We start from the raw sequence: 19,755 nt of genomic DNA, 5'->3' as shown, positions 1-19,755 counted from the left end.
GCGCACCATTCGGCGGCGGTGTCATCCCACCCGTCGCTGCGGAGAATTACGGGAGACGCTGCGCCAGATGGTGCGCGCCGCCACGCGGACCGGAGTCGCGAGGTGGACGGCATCGACCTTGTCGGCCGCGCCGGTGACGGACAATGCGCCGACGTAGGTGCGGCCGTCGCCGATCGGTGCTGCGACACAGGCGATGCCGGGAATCGACTCTCCGCGTTCGTGTGCCACGTGCCGCTCCCGGATGCAGGCGATCTCGTTGCGCAGTCGGGCGGCATCGACTCCCGTCGGAGCATCGCCGAGTCCAGGTGTCGGGGTTCCGGCGGGGTCGAACCGTGTGTGGGCGATGAGGGCTTTGCCCAGCGCGGTGCGCAGAGCAGGTTGGCGTCCGCCGATGCGGGAGGGGATGGGAACCGGTTCGCGACCGACCTTGTCGAGGTATCGCACCTCGTTGCCGTCCAGAACGGCCAGGTGGACGACGAGGCCGGTGACGGAATGCAGTTCCTGGAGAACAGGATGGGCGGCCCGATGCAATCCGTCGTGGTGCTGGGCCAGGGCGCCCCACTCGAAGATGGTGCGGCCCAGCGTATACGAGTGACCTTCCCTTCGGATCCAGCCGAATGCCATCAGCTGCGTGAGCAGCCGATGCGTGGAGGACCTGGGAAGCCCTGTCCGTGAGGACAACTCGGAAAGGGTGAGCTTGTCGCTGTGTCGGAACGCGTCGAGTAGACCGGCGACACGGTCGACGACAGCCGCGGGAGAGTCGTCACGGTTCCTCACGAGGCCTCCATCTTGGATCGACCGGGGATTGCTCACCGAGGAGCCTTGTTGATCGGTCGATCAATCAATGTTTACGTGACTGTAGCAGTGCGGGGCCTTCACGGGAAGAAGAGTGTTCCGGTTGTTCGCTGTGCCCGCCGCTGGTCACGCGAGCCGGGCCGACACCGCGTCTGCGGCATGGCGGACGAGACGGCCGACTCCTTCGGGAAGCCGGCCCTGGGGTCCTGTCAGCGCGATCGCCCCGATGTCCCCGTTCCCCGCCTCGAATGCCGCCGCCACGGACCTGACGGGATTGCCGCCCCGGACCACACCCCCGGACACGAGAAAGGCGTCCGCCTCCGTCGCGGGCGCGTAGGAGCCGTCGCGGCGGTGCAGCATCGCGATCCCGGCTGCCGTCGTGTGGGCGGGGCGGCGCTCGCCCACGTGGGAAGGTGTTTCCGACGTCCAGCGACCGCCGATCTTCTCGAGGTAGAGCAGATCCTCGCCGTCCAGAACGGCGAGGTGAACGACGAGCCCCGTCTCGGTCTGCAAGTCGTACAACGTCGGCAGGGCGGCCCTGTGGATCCGGTCGTGAATCCGGGCCAGGGCCCCGAGTTCGATCATCTTGGGGCCGAGCCGGTAGGTGGTGCCGGAACGGCTGATCCACCCCACCTTGACGAGCTGGAGCAGCATCCGGTGGGTCGACGAGCGCGGGAACCCGGTGCGCTGGGCCAACTCGGTGAGCGTGAGCCCTTCCGCGGTGCGAAACGGCTCGAGCAGAAGGGTGACTCGTCCCAGCACGGACTGGGGGCTTTCGGATACGCCGGACACGGCGTCCTCCTCGAAGTAGTTTTCGAGCATTGATCGTTCGATCAATCAATCGTTCGAACTCTAACGCGAGAACGCCAGAATGCAAGAAGCGGGGGGGGGGGGGGGGGGGGGGGGGGGGGGGGGGGTGTGGGGGGGGGGGGGGGGGGGGGGGGGGGGGGGGTGGGGGGGGGGGGGGGGGGGGGGGGGGGGGGGGGGGGGGGGGGGGGGGGCGCCCCCCCCCCCCCCCCCCCCCCCCGCCCCCCCCCCCCCCCCCCCCCCCCCCCCCGCCGGGGGGGGGCGCCCCCCCCCCCCCCCCCCCCCCCCCCCGGCCCCTATTCGTATGCGCGATGGTGCCGAATCGATCTCGCCGCCCCCGGGTCGGACACGGTATTGCGGAGAACGATGTCCGGCGCCGATTCCGTTGTTCACCTCGCCTGGGGGTTCCAGCCCTCGCACAAACGGGAGTATCTGCGGCGCACCGCGATCGGCGGAACCCGTGCCGTGTACACAGCGGCCGCGGACGCCGGCGTGCCGCATGTCGTGCACATGTCCTCCGGAGCCGCGTACGCACCGGGATCGTATGGCACACCGGTCGACGAAACATGGCCCCGGACCGGCATTTCCGGCAGTACATACAGTTAGGACAAGGTAGCCGCCGAACTGTTGCTCGACGAGTTGTCCCGCGCCCCGGGCGCACCTGCGCTGCTGCGAGTGCGACCCGGATTCATCGGCCAATACGCAGACGGCTCGGGGCTTGCGCGTTATGTACTTCCCGACGCAGTGCCCACGGCGATCACCCGGCACATTCCGCTGTTCCCGATCGACCGGAGGCTCACGGTTCCTGCCGTACACGCCGACGATGTGGCTGCGGCAATCGAATCGGCGCTCGAACTGCGTGCCGAGGGCGCGGTCAATCTTGCCTCGCCGGTCCCCATCTGTGCCGATGACTTCGCTGCGCCGTTCGGCTGCGCGACAGTGCACGTTCCCGCGCGTCTGCTCTCTACTATGGCCGACGCCGCGTGGCGCGCTCGGCTTCAGCCGGTGCAGGGCGGATGGATCGATCTTGCATATGCCACTCCCATGCTGCGATGCGACCGGGCCGCCGAGCTTCTGGGCTGGACGCCGAGGCACACCGGGCCGGCGGTGTGGGCCGACACGATTGCCGGAATGCGTGAAGGTGCCGGGACCGACAGCCCGGTGCTGCGGGCTCGCACAGCCCGCCAACTCCTCTCGGTCCTGATCTCCAGGGGTGCGATCGGAGCCCGAATCCCTCCATGATCCGGATCACGCTGCAGTGGAGGGCGATTCCGATCGCCCGGGTTTTGTCGGTCCGTCCGAAAGGGTACAAACCACTATGACCAACACATCGAGGCACGAGCGACCGACCACGGGCTCCCGGGTAGCAGGTTGGATCGGCTACGCGTGCGTTCTTGCAAGCATTGCTGTCGTTGCTATGGCGCTCTTCGCTGCCGGAGACGGGTTCGCCGGCTGGACGGTGGTTGCGGTCGTGATCGCCGCAGCGCTCCTGTCGACCGGAGTTGCCCTGATCACGATCAACTTCCGCCACCGCCGGCTGACCGGCTCGGGGGGAACCCCGACCCACGAGCCGGGCGTCCTCGACTGACCCGGCTCGCCGGTCGCGCTCGTCCCGTCGCTCCGGTGGACATCAGCCCACAGGCTGGTCCACCGGAGCGTTCTCGTCGAGGGATGCGAGCAGCGAGGTGGTACCTGCGGACCAGTTGTTCAGCAGGTGCTGTGCCAGACGTCCCTCGAGGAACTCCGCAGCCTCCGCACCGAACACGATGTCGGAAGCGCACTTCGGGTCCGCGGCGATCATGTCGCCCACGACGTCGTGCCGCAGCACCAGTTCGTGGACGGCGTCCGCCTCGATGTGCTCCGTGTAGAACAGGATGCATGCGGGGTCGGCGCCGAGACGCTCGAGTGCCGTGGCCATTCTCCGAGCGCTCGGAGCGGTGGTGATCTCCGCGGCCGTGAACATCCCCACCAGCATCGGCAGGTGCGCGCGGTGCAGTCCGCACAGGGACATGAAGTTGACGGTCGCAAGCGTGACGGCCGGAACGACGTCGAGGTAGCCGAGGTACGCGTCGTCGAGATCGGCCGCCTTCAGCAGGTCGGCGTACAGGCGGGAATGCATCTTGTCCGCGCGACCGCCGCCGTACTCGTCGAACTCCACCGCGACCAGTGCCGCCTTCGCGCGTCCGCGCAGGCGGGGGATGGCGAAGGCGTGCGGGTCGGCCTCCTTGAGGTGGTAGATGGACCGATGCACGAAGAACTCACGGATCTGTGCCCACGTTCCACGCTCGGCCAACTCGTGCGATACACCCCATGCGTCCTCGGGCTCGCGGCAGAGCGCGTCGAACGTCGCGTCGGTGTCGTCGGTGACCGGGACGTCGGCGCGCAGCCGGGCGAGGAAGACGCGCTCGAGTTCGGCGCGCACTCCCAAGGGGCCGGCCATCCACTCCCAGGACGCGTCGACGCCGTCGAAGCCGCGGTAGTGCAATTCGTACAACACCGTCAAAGCGAGCTGAACATCGTCGCCGTACGGATCGGCGTCCCCGACCGAGATCTGCCAGGGAGCCGGGTCGGCGGGCCCGGAAAGCCGTTCGACGACGGCAGCGGAAATCGGCCCCCGCGGAGTCGGGAGTGCGGAGGCGGACAAGTCGCAGGGCCGAATAGCGTCAGACATGACCCACGGTTACCCCCGGAGGACCCGCGAGAAACGGGGGAATGTGGTGCCCGCCCACGGGGTAATCGCCCGACTATGAGCGATGACAAGGAACGGAAACCCCACACCATCGAGTATCCGGGCGATACGGCAGACATGGCCGAGCGTCCCCGCGACGAGATGCGCGACTACCGCGGCAGAGAGTTGCTCGCCGGCCGCAAGGCCTTGATCACCGGCGGTGACTCGGGCATCGGCAGGGCGGTTGCGGTGGCATTCGCCAAGGAGGGTGCGGACGTGGCGATCGCGTACCTCGACGAGCAACAGGACGCCGAGCACACCGCTTCCCTCGTGGAGGCCGAGGGGCGCGCGTGCCACCTGTACCCCGGTGATCTCGCGGAACCCGAACACTGCCGGACGGTGGTCGCCGAGGCGGCAGCCGCGATGGGTGGCCTGGATATCGTGGTCAACAACGTCGGGACCCAGCAACCGGTCGACGACTTCGCGGATCTCGACGACGAGCAGTGGCGACGGACCTTCGCCGTGAATATCGACAGCTTCTTCCACGTCACCAAGGCGGCGCTTCCCCACCTGCCCCGAGGTGCCGCTGTCATCAACACGGCGTCGATCAACGGGTTGCGTGGCAACAAGACGCTCATCGACTACTCGGCCACCAAGGGCGCCGTCATCGCCCTGACGTATTCCCTGGCGCAGGCGCTCAGGGACAGGGAGATCCGCGTCAATTGTGTGGCTCCGGGACCGGTGTGGACACCGCTCATCCCCGCAACGATGGACGCGGAAAAGGTGTCCGAGTTCGGTCAGCAGGCTCCGTACGGCCGGGCGGCGCAGCCGGACGAGATCGCGCCCTCCTACGTGTTCTTCGCGTCGGAGACGATGTCCTCGTACTACAGCGGAGAAGTGCTCGCCCCGATCGGTGGAGAAACGCTGCCCGGCTGAGTTGAAACCGGGCCGGGCTGAAACAGGGCAAGAACGGTCGAGCGGTACCGCGGGGTGGACGTCATCATTGGTCCATGTCCACACCCCGGCGCGATCGGTTGCGGGAACTCCTCGATGCGGTGCTCGACGAGAACAACGCCGACCTCGAACAGATGGCGCAGGGCGCGTACGCGTCGCCCTGGCACTTCACCCGCCAGTTCGGCCTCGGCACAGGTGAACCCCCGGTCGCGTTGCGTCGGAGAGTGATGCTCGAACGTGCTGCATGGCAACTGAGCAACGGTACGAGAGTCACGGATGCGGCCTTCGACGCCGGCTACAACAGCGTCGAAGGCTTCGGCCGCGCGTTCTCGCGGGCCTACGGATATCCGCCCGGTGCAACCGCGCGCACCGAACAGGAATGGAACCGCCGGACACACTGGCTGCCGGCGCCCAACGGAGTGCACTTCCATCCGCCCATGAACCTCTGGGTCGAAGACGGGAAAGCCACCGCTCCCGGAGGACAGTCCGCGTCGGAGGTCGTCGCCCGCCTCGTGCATCACGACCTCGACGACACGCGCGCTCTACTCCACCTCGTCCAGGACCTCGACGAGGTGGAGTACGAGTGCATCAGGTTTCCCGGACTCGTGGTGCTCGAATGGGACGGCCCGGAGGAATCGATCGCCCAGGTTCTCGCGAATCTGGTGTGGACCAAGGAGATCTGGCTGTCGTCGATGGCGGGAGCGGATCAGCCGACTCGAGGTGGGCACGACCGGGAGGCACTGATGACCCGGTTCGACGAGGTCGCTCCGCGATGGGCCGACGCCGTCCGCGACATCGATCGGCGCGGCGCCTGGGGAGACCGGGTGATCGACGCGCTGTGCGATCCCCCGGAGAGCTTCGTACTCGGCGGCGTGATCTCCCATGTCCTCACATTTTCGGCGCATCGACGGCAACTCGTACGGCACATGCTCCGGGCTGCCGGCCGCACCGTCGACCACGGGGATCCTCTCGAATGGCCGATCCCTCTTCGCCCGTAACCACACCCGAAAGGACTGCCCGATGACCCGCATGACCTATTTCACCGCCAGCACACTCGACGGTTTCCTCGCGACACCCGACGAGTCGCTCGACTGGCTTCTCACCCGGGAGATCGACAACGACGGCCCGGCCGGATACGGGGAGTTCATCCGCGGCATCGGGGCGATGGCGATGGGAGCGTCCACATACCGCTGGGTGCTGGACCATGAGGGAATCGACAAGTGGGAGTACGACATTCCGTGCTGGGTCTTCACCCATCGCGACGACCTTCCGGCGGCGAGCGGGCCGAACGGGCCGGGCGACATCCGTTTCACACAGAACGACGTGCGCGAGGTGTTCGCCGAGATGGCCGAGGCGGCGGAGGGGCGGGACCTGTGGATGGTCGGTGGTGGCGGACTCGCCGGCGAGTTCGCCGAACACGGTCTTCTGCACGAGGTGATCGTGTCTTTCGCGCCGGTGACGATCGGGGCGGGAAAACCGTTGCTGCCCCGGCACGTCGAGATGCGTTTGCGGGATGTCGATCGCAACGGAGAGTTCGCCGTCCTGCGCTACGACGTGTTGCCCGGCGAGCATTGACGGTCAGGAACTGTCGAGGGGGCTGTGAGCCCGGGAGTGGATCCGGAACCACCACGGGTACAGCCCCCACGCGAGGGCGAACAGCAGTGTGGTCGACGCTCCGACGACGAGTGCGACGGTGTCACCGAGCATGATCCCGACCACCAGGACCACCGCGCCGATGAGGGCGATGCCCAGGAAGACGATGCCGGCGAGTGTGAATCGGTGTCCGGTCGCGACGAGGCGTGGGAGTTGTCCACGCCGGAAGAGGAGGCGATGCATGACGACGGGCGCAACGAGAAAGATGGTCGCGCAAACCGAGCTGAGCAACGTCACCAGGTACACGCCGTGCTGGTAGGTGGACAACTCCTCGAATCGTTCCTGGAACGGGAGTGTGAGGAGGAAACCGGTCAGGACCTGAACGCCTGTCTGCACGACCCGGAGTTCCCGGAGCAGGCTCGACCAGTTCCGGTCCAGTCCTTCGAGCGGTGTCTCGTGGCGACCACCCCAGCCGCCCGACGTGGCGGCCTCGGGATTCTCACCGGAGCCTGAAGAGCCACGACCGGGGTCGCCCGGGGTGCTCACGGCATGACCCGGAGCAAGGCCGGACGCAGGCAATACATACATCCGTATGGTGCCACCTTGTGACCCGGCTCACCCACGGGTACCGTCGGCGGCAACGGAAGACGTCCCTCGCTGGGAAGGAGAACGGCCGTGAAGCTCAACCTTTTTGTCGCGTGGGTCGGATACGGATTGGTGCTGATCGCGGTTCTGATGATCGCCCTGGCGCTGTTCGCGGCCGGGAGCGGCCATGAAGCCGGAGCCCTCGCCAGCGCCGTCGCCGTGGTCGTGGCACTGGCTCTGGCTGTAGGAATGGTCGCCGGAACCATACGCCGGGACCATCGGAAGCATCTCGACACACCGCACATCTTCTGACGGGTCGGCAACTCGCGGGAGCCGCTCAGGCTTCCGCGAGTCGTCGTTTCTCCACCTCGATGTCGAAGGTCGGGTCGGGCCAGTCCAGGTCGAGTTTTTCGAAGGCGTCGATGAGCAACTCGGTGACCGCGATGCGGCTGTACCACTTGCGGTCGCAGGGAATGACGTACCACGGCGCATCCTCGGTGTTCGTCTTGTCGAGCATGTCCTGGTAGGCGTCCTGGTACTGCGGCCACAGCGCACGCTCGGAGACGTCCGACGGGTCGTACTTCCAGTACTTGTCGCGGCGCTCGAGCCGTTCCGAGAGCCGCTTCTTCTGCTCGTCGAGCGAGACGAACAACGCGACCTTCACGACGGTGGTTCCCGCCGCGGTGATTTCGCTTTCGAACTGGTTGATCTCGTCGTACCGCCTGCGCCAGACGTTCTCGGGGACGAGCGAGCGGACGCGCGCGACGAGCACGTCTTCGTAATGGGACCGGTCGAAGACGCCGAGCTGACCGGCGCGGGGGAGGGCCTTGATGACGCGCCACAGGAAGTGGTGGCGTTTCTCTTCGGCGGTGGGGACTCCGAACGCCTTGTGGTCGACTCCCTGGGGATCGACGTGACCGATCACGTGGCGCACCATGCCGCCCTTGCCGGCGGTGTCCATGCCTTGCAGGATCAGCAACACCGATCGGGTGTCCCCGCTCCTGCCGTTGGCGAACAGTTTTCCCTGCAGGTCGGACAGGACGGCGCCGCGTTCCTCGAGCTGACGTTCCCCGACGGCCTTGTCGCCGTCGAAGCCGAGTGTCCCGTTGGTGTCGAGGTCCGCGACCCGGGTGCCCGGGCCTGCCCGCAGTGCCTCGACAACCGGAGTGTGCCAGGGCGCTTCGTTTTTCGTTCCCATGGCACGAGCGTGCCACAGCGACGACGATCAGGCGGGATGCTCTCCGTAGGGAGGCCGGGAGATCCCGTCGACCATATAGCTTCCCCACAGGTCCGTTTCGCTGATGCGAGCTAGGGCCGGTTCTTCCGCGCCGGGCACGGTGATGGTCACCTCGGTGCCGGGGCGGAGGTCCACGCCGGTTAGCGAATCTGCGAGGTTGCGCAATCGCCCGCGCCACACATGGCGGCCGCGCAGCGGATCGAACCGCCCGGACAGCTGGACATCGACCGTTGCGTGCTCGTCGTTCACGGTGATGTCGGCGGGGCCGCGATAGCCCGCGTCGTGGGCGGGGTGGTCGGCTTCGGGCTCGGGCATACCCGGACTATACGTGCAACCCAGCGTAACAGTAAAGATCCGGGAGCGTCGCCGGATCGTCCCGCGGTTACTCGGGCAGCAGTGGATGCGGCTGGGATTTGAATCGTTTGGGAGACCCGGCGACCGCCGCGATCCCCGTGATTCCGCCCCACACCATCATCGTGAGGTAGTCGATGAGGTCCTCGGCAGTCATGGACTTGTTCGAGATCCACCAGTGGGTCGCGAGCTGGATCGAACCGACGATGCCGTACGCCCAGGGCACCGACCCGCCCGAATCCATCTCCAGCAGCCGGAGCCGTTCGCCCAGAACGGTTGCCACAAGCTCCGCGATCATCCGTTCGGAATCGGCGACCACGTCCCGGCTCGCCGACGAGCTGTTGGACATCACGTACAGATACACTTCCGGGTCCGTACCGACCGTCTCGACATAGGCCGAGATGGCGACGCGGGTGAGTGCGTACTCGTCGAGGTCCTCCGCGACCGCGGCGTAGATCCGCGGGGCGAGAATCGTCTCGACGTAGCGCATCATCGTTGCGCTGGTGAGGTCGTTCTTGTCGGTGAAGTACCGGTACAGCACGGTTTTGGAGACGCCGATCTCGGTCGCGATCTCGTCCATGCCGATGTCGTGCCCGCGCGCACGGATCGCGTTGATCGTGCCGTCCACGAGTTCCTCGCGCCGGGCGATCTTGTGTTCGTGCCAGCGGCGTTTCCGGCCGTCCTGCTTCGTCGGCAGGTCCTCGGGGGTGCGTGAGGGCGAAGGCGTCTGGGGCAGCTTGCTTGACACTGGGCGGCACATCCGTTCGGTCGATCGTCGGCTCAGTCTACGGTGGCAGCTTCGTGCGTACCGGGCATGCGCCGCGCTTCCGCGCCCGCAACCGGGAACTTGGGCACAATCGAGGGGTGCAGTTCATGAATATCGAGGATGACGTCAAACGCCGCGACCTCCGCCGGATGAAGGCGGTCGCAACCGGCTTCCTGATCGTGGCCGCCGTCATCTACCTGTTCTGTAGGTGGCAGGAGACGCGCGGAGCGGGTCCCTGGGTGGGTTACGTACGCGCGGCCTCGGAAGCCGGCATGGTCGGCGCCCTCGCGGACTGGTTCGCCGTGACCGCTCTGTTCCGGCATCCCCTGGGCATTCCGGTGCCGCACACCGCGATCATCAAGAAGAAGAAGGATCAGCTCGGTTCGAGTCTGAGTTCGTTCGTCGGAACCAATTTCCTGGCGCCCGAAGTCGTCTCGACGAAGGTCGAATCCGCCGAGATCCCGCTGCGCGTCGGGACGTGGATGGCCGAACCGGCACATGCGGAACGCGTCGCCAAGGAGACGTCGACGGTGTTGCGCGGAGTCGTCGGTGTCCTCCGTGAGGACGACATCCAGCAGATCATCGACAACACGATCGTCAAGCGGATCGCGGAACCCGAATGGGGGCCGCCGCTCGGTCGTGTGCTCTCCGAACTGATCGACGAGAACCGCCACCTGCCGTTGGTCGACATGCTGGCCGAACGGGCCCACCAGTGGGCCTTGGGTAGTCAGGAGACGATCGACAGGGTCATCACCCGGGACTCGCCGTCGTGGTCGCCGAAGTTCGTCGATCTCCTGCTGGGAGAGAGGATCCACCGCGAACTCGTCGAGTTCACCTGGAAGATCCGGTCCAACCCGGACCACGAGGTGCGGCTCGCGGTCAACAAGTTCCTCGCCGACTATGCGCGCGATCTGCAGAGCGATCCGGTGACGATCGCGAAGGCCGAAAAGGTCAAGGCCGAGATCATGGGCCGCGACGAGGTGACGCAACTCGCGGGTGCAACGTGGCGCACGGCCAAGCGGATGATTCTCGATTCCGTCGACGATCCGAACAGCACGTTGCGCACGAAGGTGGCCGAGAACGTCATGGCCCTCGGCGTGCGGTTGCGCGAGGACAACGAACTGCGAGCGAAGGTCGACGGCTGGTTGCTCGACGCGGTGCGCTTCATCGCCTCGAACTATGCCGACGAGATCACGTCGGTGATCCGGGAGACCGTCGAACGGTGGGACGCGGAGGAAGCGAGCCGCAAGATCGAACTCGCGGTGGGCCGGGACCTGCAGTTCATCCGGATCAACGGCACCGTAGTCGGGTCCCTCGCGGGCCTGGCCATCTACACCATTTCGGAGCTCCTGTTCGCGTGACGCCGATCACATGCTAGCAGAGTGCTTGCTATAGCTAGCACCCGTGCGTAGCGTGAGGGTCGTGCCCATCGATCAAGGTCGAGACGATCCCGCGTCGGGTCCCGGAAGCACCGAGGACCCGAACGACCTGCCCGGCACCGACAACGATGCCGGTGGCAACGGCGGACCGGGAGAGATCGCGGCTCGCGTGGTGAATTCTGCTGCGCAGGACATCGGAAGCTTCATTCGGGCGCAGCGAGAAGGGGCGCAGGTCTCGCTTCGGCAGTTGTCGAAGCTCGCCGGCGTCAGCAACCCGTACCTGAGTCAGATCGAGCGTGGCTTGCGCAAACCTTCTGCCGAAGTGCTTGCGCAAATTGCTAAAGGACTCCGGTTGTCGGCGGAAGTGCTCTATGTACAGGCGGGGATTCTCGAAGACCGGCCGCAGAGCGCCTTTCGGGATGCGCTGCTCGGAGATCCCGTACTGACCGAGCGGCAGAGACAGGTTCTGTTCGACATCTACGACTCGTTCTGCCGTGAGAACCAGGCGGCTCTCACCGAGTCGGCATCAGACGCCGGGAGCGACATCCGGCACCAGACAGACTTCGACGAGGAGAACTGATATGACCGATCCGAATGCAGCAATCCGTACGTCACTCTTCGCAGCCGTCGGCGCAGGCGATGCCGTCGTGCACGCGGTGGCCGACGTGGTCGCGCAGGTTCGCGAGCGCGCCGAGAACGCGCAGGTCGATGTGAACGACCATGTCGAGACCGCCCGCGGGAAGCTCACCACCCTCCCCACCGACCTGACCGAGACCGTCGAGTCTCTCCGGGAGCGCCTCGCGGGTCTGCCGTCCGAGCTCCCCGAGGACATCGCAGAGTTGCGGGAGCGTTTCACCGCCGACGAGTTGCGCAGTGTGGCCGAGGCGTACCTGAAGGTCGCATCCGACCTGTACACCGCGCTCGCGGAGCGTGGCGAGCAGACCATCGAGCGTCTTCGCAAGCAGCCCGCCGTCGAAGAAGGACTCGGTAGGGCCGAAGCGGCATTCGGTGAGGCCGTCGAGCTCACCGAAGAAACGCTGGGAACCGTGGCCCGGCAGACGCGCGCCGTCGGCGAGCAGGCCGCAAAACTCGCGGGCCGCGCCGCAGGCCGGATCTCCGAGACCGGTGAGGGCGTGGGCGAGGCGATCTCCGACGCGGGTGACGAAGCCGCTCTGCGGGTGCTCGAGCTCGGCGACCAGGCTCGCGAGGCCGGTTCCGAGGCCGCGAACCGCGTGGACGCCGCCAAGACGGATGTGGGCAAGTCGGCCGATGAGGTCACCGAGTCGGTAGAGGCAGCGGTGAAGCCCCAGCCTGCACCGGTCACCAAGACGCCGGCGAAGAAGACTCCGGCCAAGCCGGCCGCGAAGACCCCGGCCCAGGCTGCTGCCAAGGCTCCGGCTCGTCCGGCCGCGAAGGCACCCGCCAAGAAGGCCGCACCCCGCAAGTCCAGCGGCTCGTGAGTCATCGCCCGGCACTCCCGGGCACAGGCATCATCGACCGGCTCCCGCGCCACTTGGCGCGGGAGCCGGTTCTCGTAGACTGGGGGAGTGACGAATGTCGATTCTCTCGCCGGTTTGATCATCCTCGTGCTGCAGGTCATCGCGATCGCGGGAGCCGGGTTTGCGCTTTTCCATGCCGTTCGCCAGCCCTCCGAGGCGTTTCCCGCAGTCGACAAGCTCACCAAGCCCGTGTGGCTCGGCATCCTGATCGCTGCGCTGCTGGTGCTGATCCTGTTCGGCGCTGTCGGACTACTCGGCATCATCGCGGTGGTGGCGGTGTGCGTGTACCTCGTGGACGTGCGGCCGCGCGTCGAAGAGGTTCAGCGACGCCGCTGGTAGCCCGCGGCGCTGCCTCGTCCCGATCGCCGCGGGAACGCTCGTGCCTTGACAAGTGTGATTTAGATAATGACACTTCGAGTAACGGGTAAATCTTCGAGACGAGGCGGTCGGCCATGACTCTCACCCGCACGACCCGAGCACACGACGTTCACGCCGGTGCCGCGACGAGCGATCGTGACCAGGACGTCGAACGACAGGAGACCGCGCAGCGGCTTCTCGAGTCGTCCGCGCGCCTGTCCTACGATCCGGCGTTCGAGATCGACTGGGACGCTCCCATGGTCGAGGGCAGATACGGCATGACCCCCGAATGGTGCAGCCTCTACGGCACCGACCTGTGGGAACGCATGACCGAGGAACAGCGCATCACCCTCACCAACCACGAAGCAGCGAGTATCGCGGGTACGGGCATCTGGTTCGAGATGATCCTCATGCAGATGCTCGTGCGCGACCTCTACCGCCGCGATCCGTCCACGCCGTACGTCCAGTTCGGGCTCACCGAGATCGCCGACGAATGCCGGCACTCCGTGATGTTCGCGCGGTCGGCGCAACGATTCGGTGTGCCCTCGTACCGGCCCAAGCGCTGGATCCGGGAAACCGGCCGCATCTTCAAAGCAGTGGCAAACGGTGCCCTCGCGTACGGCGGCACCCTGTTCGCCGAAGAAATCCTCGACATGATGCAACGCGACTTCATGCGGGACGAACGGGTCCAGCCGCTCACCCGCACCGTCAGCCACATCCATGTCGTCGAAGAGTCACGGCACATCCGTTATGCCCGCGAGGAGACGCGGCGCAGAGCCGGTAATGCAAGCCGAATGCAGCGCGCGTGGGTCCGTCTCCACCTGGGGTTGAGCGCGTACTTCATCGTCACCAGCCTCGTCAACGACCGGGTTTACGCCGCTGCCGGGCTCGATGTCGCCGAGGCGAAAGCCGCTGCACGAGCGAACGTGCACTACCACGACAGGCTGCGGCTCGGGTCGCGGCGCACGATCGAATTCCTCGAAGAGGTGGGTCTGATCGGCGGGCCGTCGGCGCTGCTGCTCCGCAAAGCCCACGTCCTCTGACCCCTCTCACCGAGTCGCACCACAACACCACAGGAGAACCGTGAAGAAGCCGTCCCGTACGACGTGGCCGATTGCTGCCGGAGCGGCGCTCGCCGTCGGAGCCACGGCAGGACTGGCCGTCGCCCGCCGCCGGCGGAGCGCGATCGTCCGCACCGAGGACGTCGCGCCACATGCACTGCTCGCACCGCCCGCCGTCGAACCCGAGACGATCGAGGTGCGGACCGAAGACGGTGCGCGTCTGAATGTGTTGTCGTACGGCGACCCCGAAGCTCAGCCGTTGGTCTTCTGCCACGGCTGGACGTGCAACGCGGCGTACTGGACCCCGCAGATCAACGCCTTCGCGGAGAACTACCGCGTCGTGGTCTACGACCAGCGTGGGCACGGCAACAGCGAGACGGGTTCTCGCCCGCTGGGGGCGGACGTACTCGCCGACGACCTGCACGCCGTGCTCGAAGCCACGGTGCCGGCCGGGCGGAAAGCGATCCTCGCCGGCCACAGCATGGGCGGCATGAGCATCATCGCGTGGGCGGAAAAGCATCCGGAGCAGGTCGACACGCGGGTCGCCGGTGTGCTGCTGGCCAGCACGGGTACCGACAACCTCGTCGCGGATGCGGCGATCGTGCCGCTACCCGCACGATTCCCGAAAGTGCCCGTACCCGTCGCGCGCCGGGTGATGGGTGCGACCCTGCCGCTGGTCGAATCGTCCGCCACCACCCGCGCACTGCGCTACATTGCGCTCTCCCCGAACGCGACCGGCCCGGAAGTCGCGTTCTGCGCGCAGATCGTGCTCGGATGCCCGCCCCGCACCCGCGGCGGCTGGGGACACGCGCTCAGTGCCCTCGACATCCGCGAGGGCCTGCAGAACCTCACCGTCCCGACCACGGTGCTCGTCGGTACCGCCGATCGGCTCACTCCGCCCGTGCATGCCCGGCGGCTCGCCCGTCAACTCGACGACGCGGGCAACCTCGAGCGACTCGTCGTCCTCGACGGTGTCGGCCACATGAGTTCGGTCGAGGCGATCGACCGCGTCAACGACGAGTTGCTGCATCTCGTCGAGAAAGCGAACGCTCTCGTCGGCTGATCGAGCGGAACCCGGCGGTGAACGCCGGAATCAGCTGAAGACCACGGTCTTGCTGTCGTGTACCAGGACGCGGTCTTCGAGATGCCAGCGCAATCCCCGTGCGAGCACGAGCTTTTCCACGTCGCGGCCCTGGCGCACCATGTCGTTCACACTGTCGCTGTGGCTGACCCGGATCACGTCCTGCTCGATGATCGGGCCGGCGTCGAGTTCGGCCGTGACGTAGTGGCAGGTCGCGCCGATCAGCTTCACACCCCGTTTGAACGCCTGGTGGTACGGGCGGGCGCCGATGAACGACGGCAGGAAGCTGTGGTGGATGTTGATCGCGCGACCCGCCCAGTGTTCACACAGCGACTCCGGCAGGACCTGCATGAAGCGCGCGAGGACGACCGCGTGCGGATCGTGGGCGTCGACGAGCTTGCGGACCTGTTCGAACGCGGGTCCGCGCTCGGCGGGGTCCTTCGGGAACGACACGTAGTGGAAATCGATCCCGTGACGACGCGCGACCGACTCGAGCTGGGGATGGTTTCCGATGACCGCGCACACGTCGGCTTCGAGTTCACCGGCCGCGACCCTGCCGAGGATGTCGTGCAGGCAGTGCGCTTCCTTGCTGACCAGCAGCACGACGCGCTTGCGTTTGCCGGTGTCCGAGAGGGTCCATTCGGTCTCCGGGCCGATCTCCTCGGCCACGGCGGCGAACTTGGTGCGGAGTTCCTCGATCGAGAACGGGATCGACGAGGCGCGCACCGCCTGCCGGGTGAAGAACCAGCCGCTGTCCTGGTCGGCGTGATACGCGGCTTCCACGATCGATCCGCCCACATCCGCAAGGAACTTCGAGATACGGGCGACGATCCCGGTCGAGTCCGGGCACCCCAAGGTCAGGACGTAACGGCGGTTGTCGGGCGAGGAAGCAAGCGTCATGGATTCGATTGTCTCAGGCGCCGTGGAGCAACTCGCGCGGACCGGGACGATCTCCGGACCTCACCCCGTCGGTGGGTGGCGTCGCACCGTCGCGGTGCCGACGAGAGTGGTGGCGTCGATCGTGTGGATGCCGCGCGCGGTGATCGTTTCGGCGAGTTCCCGTCTCATCGACTCGACTTGCGACTCGTCGAGCCCCGACAGTGCGAGCCGCCATCCGGTGCCCGAGACGAGTGCCCAGCAGAGGTCCTCGGTCGCCGGAATCAGGTTGGACAGCGTCCGCACCTCGACGGAATGCGTACCCGCGGCACCGAGCCAGGTCTCGAGCGCGCCCGGAGTGTCGATCCGGCGCAGCGGTGACCGGTCGTAATCCGGGACGCGCCGGGCGAAGTCCGGGGAGTGCCGGGACGCGACTTCGAACACCGCCTCCCTGAACTCGGCCATCGCGTCGGCGCGCCACACGGTGACGCCCACCCGCCCACCTGGACGGACCTGATCGACGAGCCTGGAGAACGCCAGGTCCATGTCGGGCAGGAAGAAGACGCCGTAGGAGATCGCCAGCACGTCGTAGCCTTCGTCCGGCACGTCGGACGGCGGTTCCCAGCTCGTCACGTCGGAGCGCACGAAGTCGACGTTGGTCAGAGCGCGTGCTCCGGCGAGGAGGCGACCGCGTTCGAGGAGGTCGTCGGCGATGTCGACGCCGTGAACCCGCCCGGTCGGGCCGGCCGCCATCGCGGCGGGAACGGCGGACGCCCCGGCACCGCAGCACGCGTCGAGGACGGTGTCGCCGGGACCGACCCCTAGCTGGAAGACGAGCGACTGGCCGGCCGGCCCCCACAGAACGGGGGTGAGTGTGTCGAAGGCTGTGCTCGCGGCATCGAACGTCCGGGCGGTCTCGGCCGCGCCGGTGCCCGTTGCGTGGTCCTCGCCCGGACGGTCCTCGTCGGTACTCACGACCGCGCCCCACCGAATTCGTAGAACGGAACCGGATAGCGGAACTCGCCGGTCATCTCCGGCCGGTAGGCGGTGAGCGTGCGCGCTTGCATGTGCGGCGCCCACTCCGGCACGTCGGGAGTGACTCCGAGATCTGCCGCGGGCACGAACCCGAACCGTGGGTAGTAGTCGAGGTGGCCGACCAACACGACGATCGACTCGTCGAGCGCGTCGGCAGCACCGAGCACGGCGTGCATCAGAGCAGAGCCGATCCCGCAACGCGCCATGTCGGGGAGCACCCCGATCGGCCCCAGCGCGAGGGCCGGGTACCCGTCGACATCCCCGCGGGTCGCGCACACGTGACCGACGATGCCGTCCGTCGCGTGCTCGCACACCAGTGAGAGCGGGGGCAGCCAGGCGGGTCCGCTGCGGAGGGCTTCGACGAGGCCGGGTTCTACCGGGACGAGGCCGGGCGGGGTGAGCGCAGCGAATGCCCCGTGATGGACAAAGGACACGGCACCGTTGTCCGACGGCAGTTCCCGGCGAATGATCACGTGGCAAGTCTGATCGCACAGCACGTGACCGGCAACCGTTTCGGTGGTGTGGAAAGCTGGCGTCATGTCCGCCACCACACTGACCCGCTCGCAGGTCGCCGCCATGATCGACCACACCCTGCTGGCTCCGGAAGCGTCGTTGCAGGCGGTGCGTGCTCTCGTCGACGAGGCCCGCGAACTGGGCGTCTACGCGGTATGTGTGTCACCGTCGATGCTGCCGTTGCGCGCCGACGGTCTCGTGATCGCGACCGTGGTGGGGTTCCCGTCGGGCAAGCACCATTCCTTGATCAAGGGCGCGGAAGCACGTCTCGCGGTCGAGGAGGGCGCACGCGAGGTCGACATGGTCATCGACATCGGTGCCGCGGTGGCCGGAGACTACAACGCCGTACTCGCGGACATCCTCACCGTGCGGGAGGCGATCGGTTTCGATCCCGTGCTCAAGGTGATCATCGAATCCGCGGCGTTGTCGGACGAGGCGATCGTCGAGGTGTGCCGCGCGGCCGCGAACGCCGGTGCGGATTTCGTGAAGACCTCGACAGGGTTCCACCCCGCAGGGGGCGCGTCCGAGCACGCCGTCCGGCTGATGGCCGAGACGGTCGGCGGGCGCCTCGGCGTCAAGGCGAGCGGCGGGATCCGCACCGCGGACGCCGCCGCCCGCATGATCGACGCGGGTGCGACGCGCCTCGGGCTCTCCGGTAGCCGGGCCGTTCTCGACGGTTTCCCCGACTGACCGTCACACGAGCCGGCTGTTACACGAGTGCTCCGCACGGCCCCTGATTCTGCTGCTGCTGCGCGCCTTCCGGATTCTCCGGCAGGACGTACCGGCCGCCGTCCAGGTCGAGCCGGATGCCGGAATCGGTGACCGACACCGACGTCGCGGTCATTCCCAGCGGGTACTGCTGCAGCCCCGCCGTCAGGGACTCCACGATCCCGTCGACGAGAGAATTCGGGAGCCCGAAGCCGAGCACCGAGGCGTCGACCGTCTGGACAGCGACCTTCCCGTCGGCCACGGTGGGTCGCACGGTGAGTTCGGCCAGGCCGTCTCCGCCCACGACGAAGGTCAACGTGCCGGCGTCGGGGTTCGCGGTGACGTTGCTGATCAGGGCACCCACCGATTGGGACTGCACGGTGGCGAGGATCCCGCTGGTAGGCCAGTTGACTTCCGCGCTGGAACTGCCGACGGTACCGGCGCCCTCGGCGGTGTCGCGCAGGTCGACATTCCGGACGACCGCGTGAACCTGCATTTCCTTCGCGGGTCCGAACGCGGTGTCGTCGCTGTCGAGCGTGACGGACGGGACCTGCCGGTCGGCGAGTTGCCACAGAACGGGTTTCCAGCTCAGGTCCACGTCCACGCCCGTGCCGAGTTCGCTCTCGAACGACTGAGCCAGACACGTGGTGGCGCGATTGCGGACATAGACCTCGGCACCGACGAGTACCGCCACGAGTGCGGCGACGAGCACGACGGCGATGGTGACGAGTCGGGTGCGCTTCCTTTGCGTCATGGACGAGATTGTTCCGGACAAGTCTGAGGAAGCTATGAGCGCGCGCACACTCGATTGCCCGAATGTGTGAGCTGTACCACAAGGGTTCGGTAGTCTGGCGCCATGACAGGGTGGGCGGATTCAGAGAACGACGCTTCCGGGCAGGCCGACGCCGACGGCCTCTTGCGTCGGCTTGCCGTGACTCAGGCCGGGTATTTCACCGCGCGTCAGGCAACCGGACACGGCATCGCCACCGACGGGTTCCGTGCCCGGATCGACGCCGGGCTGTGGCTCCGGATCGACTCCGAACTGTTTCGTATGAGCGACAGTCCGCAGACCAAGTTCGACGAATTCGCACGCTGGTGTGCCTGGTACGAAGGCGCCGCGGTGGTGTCGCACCAAAGTGCCGCCGAACTCCACGGCATGGGCCACCTGCAGCCGCGCTTCCTGCACCTGTCCACGGTCGATCAGCGCACCGTGCCGAGCAACCGGCTGGCGCTCCACCACCGGACCCTGACGGACCGGGACTTCGAAACCGTCGGGTGCTTCCGCGTCACCACACCTGCGCGTACCGCCGTCGACCTCGCTGCCGGCGGGGTCTCGCAGGAAGTGCTCGACGAACTCGTCGGGGACGCGCTCACCCTCGGGCGCGTCGACTCCGACGAACTGCACGCCGCGGTCGCGGGGGAGCCCGCCACGGTGGCCGACCGCATCGCGCTCGCGCTGCTGTCCGCCGGCTGACCGGGAGCCGCGACTA

Annotated in this window: 26 protein-coding genes; 15 read left to right on the top strand and 11 right to left on the bottom strand. The window is 67.2% G+C overall.

All coding sequences use genetic code 11. From position 1 onward, the window contains the following. Window positions 1–21 precede the first annotated feature (21 nt). A complete protein-coding gene (locus AC0B44_RS08675) occupies window positions 22–777 on the bottom strand; it encodes an IclR family transcriptional regulator (protein ID WP_471902481.1) in 756 nt (251 codons plus the stop codon). A 144-nt stretch (window positions 778–921) separates the two neighbouring features. After that, window positions 922–1,587: an IclR family transcriptional regulator gene (locus AC0B44_RS08670; protein ID WP_471902480.1), complete on the bottom strand. Its 666-nt coding sequence runs from the start codon at window positions 1,585–1,587 to the stop codon at window positions 922–924. A 126-nt stretch (window positions 1,588–1,713) separates the two neighbouring features. On the opposite strand from AC0B44_RS08670, the gene AC0B44_RS08665 reads away from it, so the two are divergent. From AC0B44_RS08665 to AC0B44_RS08655, 3 genes are all read left to right on the top strand, one after another. Beyond that, a complete protein-coding gene (locus AC0B44_RS08665; protein WP_471902536.1) occupies window positions 1,714–2,208 on the top strand; it encodes an NAD-dependent epimerase/dehydratase family protein in 495 nt (164 codons plus the stop codon). Window positions 2,209–2,229: 21 nt separating this feature from the next. Further along, a complete protein-coding gene (locus AC0B44_RS08660; RefSeq protein ID WP_471902479.1) occupies window positions 2,230–2,844 on the top strand; it encodes a hypothetical protein in 615 nt (204 codons plus the stop codon). 175 nt (window positions 2,845–3,019) lie between these two features. Continuing rightward, window positions 3,020–3,190 (top strand): hypothetical protein, encoded by a 171-nt coding sequence (locus AC0B44_RS08655; protein ID WP_471902478.1) that lies wholly within the window; start codon window positions 3,020–3,022, stop codon window positions 3,188–3,190. Between the two features lie 42 nt (window positions 3,191–3,232). Here AC0B44_RS08655 and AC0B44_RS08650 read toward each other — a convergent pair whose 3' ends face one another. Further along, window positions 3,233–4,273, bottom strand: coding sequence for an iron-containing redox enzyme family protein (locus AC0B44_RS08650; protein WP_471902477.1), 1,041 nt, complete (start codon window positions 4,271–4,273; stop codon window positions 3,233–3,235). Window positions 4,274–4,348: 75 nt separating this feature from the next. Here AC0B44_RS08650 and AC0B44_RS08645 point away from each other — a divergent pair, with 75 nt between their 5' ends. The 3 genes from AC0B44_RS08645 (at window position 4,349) to AC0B44_RS08635 (ending at window position 6,799) form a co-directional block, all read left to right on the top strand. Then, window positions 4,349–5,206, top strand: a complete 858-nt coding sequence (locus AC0B44_RS08645) for an SDR family oxidoreductase (protein WP_471902476.1) — start codon at window positions 4,349–4,351, stop codon at window positions 5,204–5,206. A 74-nt stretch (window positions 5,207–5,280) separates the two neighbouring features. Next, the gene (locus AC0B44_RS08640) at window positions 5,281–6,222 is read left to right on the top strand and encodes a helix-turn-helix domain-containing protein (RefSeq protein ID WP_471902475.1); all 942 of its coding nucleotides are present in this window, start codon (window positions 5,281–5,283) and stop codon (window positions 6,220–6,222) included. 22 nt (window positions 6,223–6,244) lie between these two features. Then, window positions 6,245–6,799 carry a dihydrofolate reductase family protein gene (locus tag AC0B44_RS08635; protein ID WP_471902474.1) on the top strand — a complete coding sequence of 185 codons (555 nt, stop codon included), beginning with the start codon at window positions 6,245–6,247 and terminating at the stop codon, window positions 6,797–6,799. 3 nt (window positions 6,800–6,802) lie between these two features. Here AC0B44_RS08635 and AC0B44_RS08630 read toward each other — a convergent pair whose 3' ends face one another. Next, entirely contained in the window at window positions 6,803–7,363 is a 561-nt protein-coding gene (locus AC0B44_RS08630) for a DUF6328 family protein (protein ID WP_471902473.1), read from the bottom strand. Between the two features lie 129 nt (window positions 7,364–7,492). Between AC0B44_RS08630 and AC0B44_RS08625 the strand changes: the two genes are divergently transcribed. Next, window positions 7,493–7,714 (top strand): hypothetical protein, encoded by a 222-nt coding sequence (locus tag AC0B44_RS08625; protein WP_471902472.1) that lies wholly within the window; start codon window positions 7,493–7,495, stop codon window positions 7,712–7,714. 25 nt (window positions 7,715–7,739) lie between these two features. Here AC0B44_RS08625 and AC0B44_RS08620 read toward each other — a convergent pair whose 3' ends face one another. From AC0B44_RS08620 to AC0B44_RS08610, 3 genes are all read right to left on the bottom strand, one after another. Continuing rightward, window positions 7,740–8,600 (bottom strand): polyphosphate kinase 2 family protein, encoded by an 861-nt coding sequence (locus tag AC0B44_RS08620; protein ID WP_471902471.1) that lies wholly within the window; start codon window positions 8,598–8,600, stop codon window positions 7,740–7,742. 27 nt (window positions 8,601–8,627) lie between these two features. Continuing rightward, the gene (locus tag AC0B44_RS08615) at window positions 8,628–8,954 is read right to left on the bottom strand and encodes a DUF4873 domain-containing protein (protein ID WP_471902470.1); all 327 of its coding nucleotides are present in this window, start codon (window positions 8,952–8,954) and stop codon (window positions 8,628–8,630) included. A 67-nt stretch (window positions 8,955–9,021) separates the two neighbouring features. Next, the gene (locus AC0B44_RS08610) at window positions 9,022–9,750 is read right to left on the bottom strand and encodes a TetR/AcrR family transcriptional regulator (protein ID WP_471902469.1); all 729 of its coding nucleotides are present in this window, start codon (window positions 9,748–9,750) and stop codon (window positions 9,022–9,024) included. Window positions 9,751–9,863: 113 nt separating this feature from the next. Here AC0B44_RS08610 and AC0B44_RS08605 point away from each other — a divergent pair, with 113 nt between their 5' ends. The 6 genes from AC0B44_RS08605 (at window position 9,864) to AC0B44_RS08580 (ending at window position 15,115) form a co-directional block, all read left to right on the top strand. Further along, entirely contained in the window at window positions 9,864–11,117 is a 1,254-nt protein-coding gene (locus AC0B44_RS08605; RefSeq protein ID WP_471902468.1) for a DUF445 domain-containing protein, read from the top strand. 127 nt (window positions 11,118–11,244) lie between these two features. Next, a complete protein-coding gene (locus tag AC0B44_RS08600; protein ID WP_471902535.1) occupies window positions 11,245–11,715 on the top strand; it encodes a helix-turn-helix domain-containing protein in 471 nt (156 codons plus the stop codon). A gap of 1 nt (window position 11,716) precedes the next feature. Next, window positions 11,717–12,595 (top strand): heparin-binding hemagglutinin, encoded by an 879-nt coding sequence (locus AC0B44_RS08595; RefSeq protein WP_471902467.1) that lies wholly within the window; start codon window positions 11,717–11,719, stop codon window positions 12,593–12,595. Between the two features lie 87 nt (window positions 12,596–12,682). Then, the gene (locus tag AC0B44_RS08590; RefSeq protein WP_471902466.1) at window positions 12,683–12,973 is read left to right on the top strand and encodes a DUF2516 family protein; all 291 of its coding nucleotides are present in this window, start codon (window positions 12,683–12,685) and stop codon (window positions 12,971–12,973) included. 113 nt (window positions 12,974–13,086) lie between these two features. Next, window positions 13,087–14,034 carry an AurF N-oxygenase family protein gene (locus AC0B44_RS08585; protein ID WP_471902465.1) on the top strand — a complete coding sequence of 316 codons (948 nt, stop codon included), beginning with the start codon at window positions 13,087–13,089 and terminating at the stop codon, window positions 14,032–14,034. Between the two features lie 40 nt (window positions 14,035–14,074). After that, on the top strand, window positions 14,075–15,115 hold the full coding sequence (locus AC0B44_RS08580; protein ID WP_471902464.1) for an alpha/beta fold hydrolase: 1,041 nt from the start codon (window positions 14,075–14,077) through the stop codon (window positions 15,113–15,115). Window positions 15,116–15,145: 30 nt separating this feature from the next. On the opposite strand, the gene purU is transcribed toward AC0B44_RS08580, so the two are convergent. Genes purU through AC0B44_RS08565 form a run of 3 tightly spaced genes read right to left on the bottom strand, consistent with a single transcriptional unit; the run spans window position 15,146 to window position 17,517 of the window. Further along, on the bottom strand, window positions 15,146–16,033 hold the full coding sequence (gene purU, locus AC0B44_RS08575; protein ID WP_471902463.1) for a formyltetrahydrofolate deformylase: 888 nt from the start codon (window positions 16,031–16,033) through the stop codon (window positions 15,146–15,148). A gap of 60 nt (window positions 16,034–16,093) precedes the next feature. Continuing rightward, on the bottom strand, window positions 16,094–16,984 hold the full coding sequence (locus tag AC0B44_RS08570) for a class I SAM-dependent methyltransferase (protein ID WP_471902462.1): 891 nt from the start codon (window positions 16,982–16,984) through the stop codon (window positions 16,094–16,096). Then, on the bottom strand, window positions 16,981–17,517 hold the full coding sequence (locus AC0B44_RS08565; RefSeq protein ID WP_471902534.1) for a GNAT family N-acetyltransferase: 537 nt from the start codon (window positions 17,515–17,517) through the stop codon (window positions 16,981–16,983). Before AC0B44_RS08565 ends, AC0B44_RS08570 begins: the two co-directional genes overlap by 4 nt. A gap of 64 nt (window positions 17,518–17,581) precedes the next feature. On the opposite strand from AC0B44_RS08565, the gene deoC reads away from it, so the two are divergent. Further along, window positions 17,582–18,247, top strand: coding sequence for a deoxyribose-phosphate aldolase (deoC, locus tag AC0B44_RS08560; RefSeq protein ID WP_471902461.1), 666 nt, complete (start codon window positions 17,582–17,584; stop codon window positions 18,245–18,247). 19 nt (window positions 18,248–18,266) lie between these two features. On the opposite strand, the gene AC0B44_RS08555 is transcribed toward deoC, so the two are convergent. Further along, window positions 18,267–19,019, bottom strand: a complete 753-nt coding sequence (locus AC0B44_RS08555; protein ID WP_471902460.1) for an LmeA family phospholipid-binding protein — start codon at window positions 19,017–19,019, stop codon at window positions 18,267–18,269. A gap of 102 nt (window positions 19,020–19,121) precedes the next feature. Between AC0B44_RS08555 and AC0B44_RS08550 the strand changes: the two genes are divergently transcribed. Then, window positions 19,122–19,739, top strand: a complete 618-nt coding sequence (locus AC0B44_RS08550) for a type IV toxin-antitoxin system AbiEi family antitoxin domain-containing protein (protein ID WP_471902459.1) — start codon at window positions 19,122–19,124, stop codon at window positions 19,737–19,739. Window positions 19,740–19,755 lie beyond the last annotated feature (16 nt).

It is taken from the genome of Rhodococcus sp. NPDC019050, from assembly GCF_055664235.1.
Note: the sequence above shows the minus strand (reverse complement) of the source record. Positions and strands in the feature narration are given on the sequence as shown.

Bases quoted from the DNA above. Each gene is read 5' to 3' on its own strand.
- AC0B44_RS08655 (WP_471902478.1), top strand. From the start codon at position 3,020: ATGGCGCTCTTCGCTGCCGGAGACGGGTTCGCCGGCTGGACGGTGGTT.
- AC0B44_RS08650 (WP_471902477.1), bottom strand. From the start codon at position 4,273: ATGTCTGACGCTATTCGGCCCTGCGACTTGTCCGCCTCCGCACTCCCG.
- AC0B44_RS08645 (WP_471902476.1), top strand. From the start codon at position 4,349: ATGAGCGATGACAAGGAACGGAAACCCCACACCATCGAGTATCCGGGC.
- AC0B44_RS08640 (WP_471902475.1), top strand. From the start codon at position 5,281: ATGTCCACACCCCGGCGCGATCGGTTGCGGGAACTCCTCGATGCGGTG.
- AC0B44_RS08635 (WP_471902474.1), top strand. From the start codon at position 6,245: ATGACCCGCATGACCTATTTCACCGCCAGCACACTCGACGGTTTCCTC.
- AC0B44_RS08620 (WP_471902471.1), bottom strand. From the start codon at position 8,600: ATGGGAACGAAAAACGAAGCGCCCTGGCACACTCCGGTTGTCGAGGCA.
- AC0B44_RS08615 (WP_471902470.1), bottom strand. From the start codon at position 8,954: ATGCCCGAGCCCGAAGCCGACCACCCCGCCCACGACGCGGGCTATCGC.
- AC0B44_RS08610 (WP_471902469.1), bottom strand. From the start codon at position 9,750: ATGTGCCGCCCAGTGTCAAGCAAGCTGCCCCAGACGCCTTCGCCCTCA.
- AC0B44_RS08605 (WP_471902468.1), top strand. From the start codon at position 9,864: ATGAATATCGAGGATGACGTCAAACGCCGCGACCTCCGCCGGATGAAG.
- AC0B44_RS08595 (WP_471902467.1), top strand. From the start codon at position 11,717: ATGACCGATCCGAATGCAGCAATCCGTACGTCACTCTTCGCAGCCGTC.
- AC0B44_RS08585 (WP_471902465.1), top strand. From the start codon at position 13,087: ATGACTCTCACCCGCACGACCCGAGCACACGACGTTCACGCCGGTGCC.
- purU (WP_471902463.1), bottom strand. From the start codon at position 16,033: ATGACGCTTGCTTCCTCGCCCGACAACCGCCGTTACGTCCTGACCTTG.
- deoC (WP_471902461.1), top strand. From the start codon at position 17,582: ATGTCCGCCACCACACTGACCCGCTCGCAGGTCGCCGCCATGATCGAC.
- AC0B44_RS08555 (WP_471902460.1), bottom strand. From the start codon at position 19,019: ATGACGCAAAGGAAGCGCACCCGACTCGTCACCATCGCCGTCGTGCTC.
- AC0B44_RS08550 (WP_471902459.1), top strand. From the start codon at position 19,122: ATGACAGGGTGGGCGGATTCAGAGAACGACGCTTCCGGGCAGGCCGAC.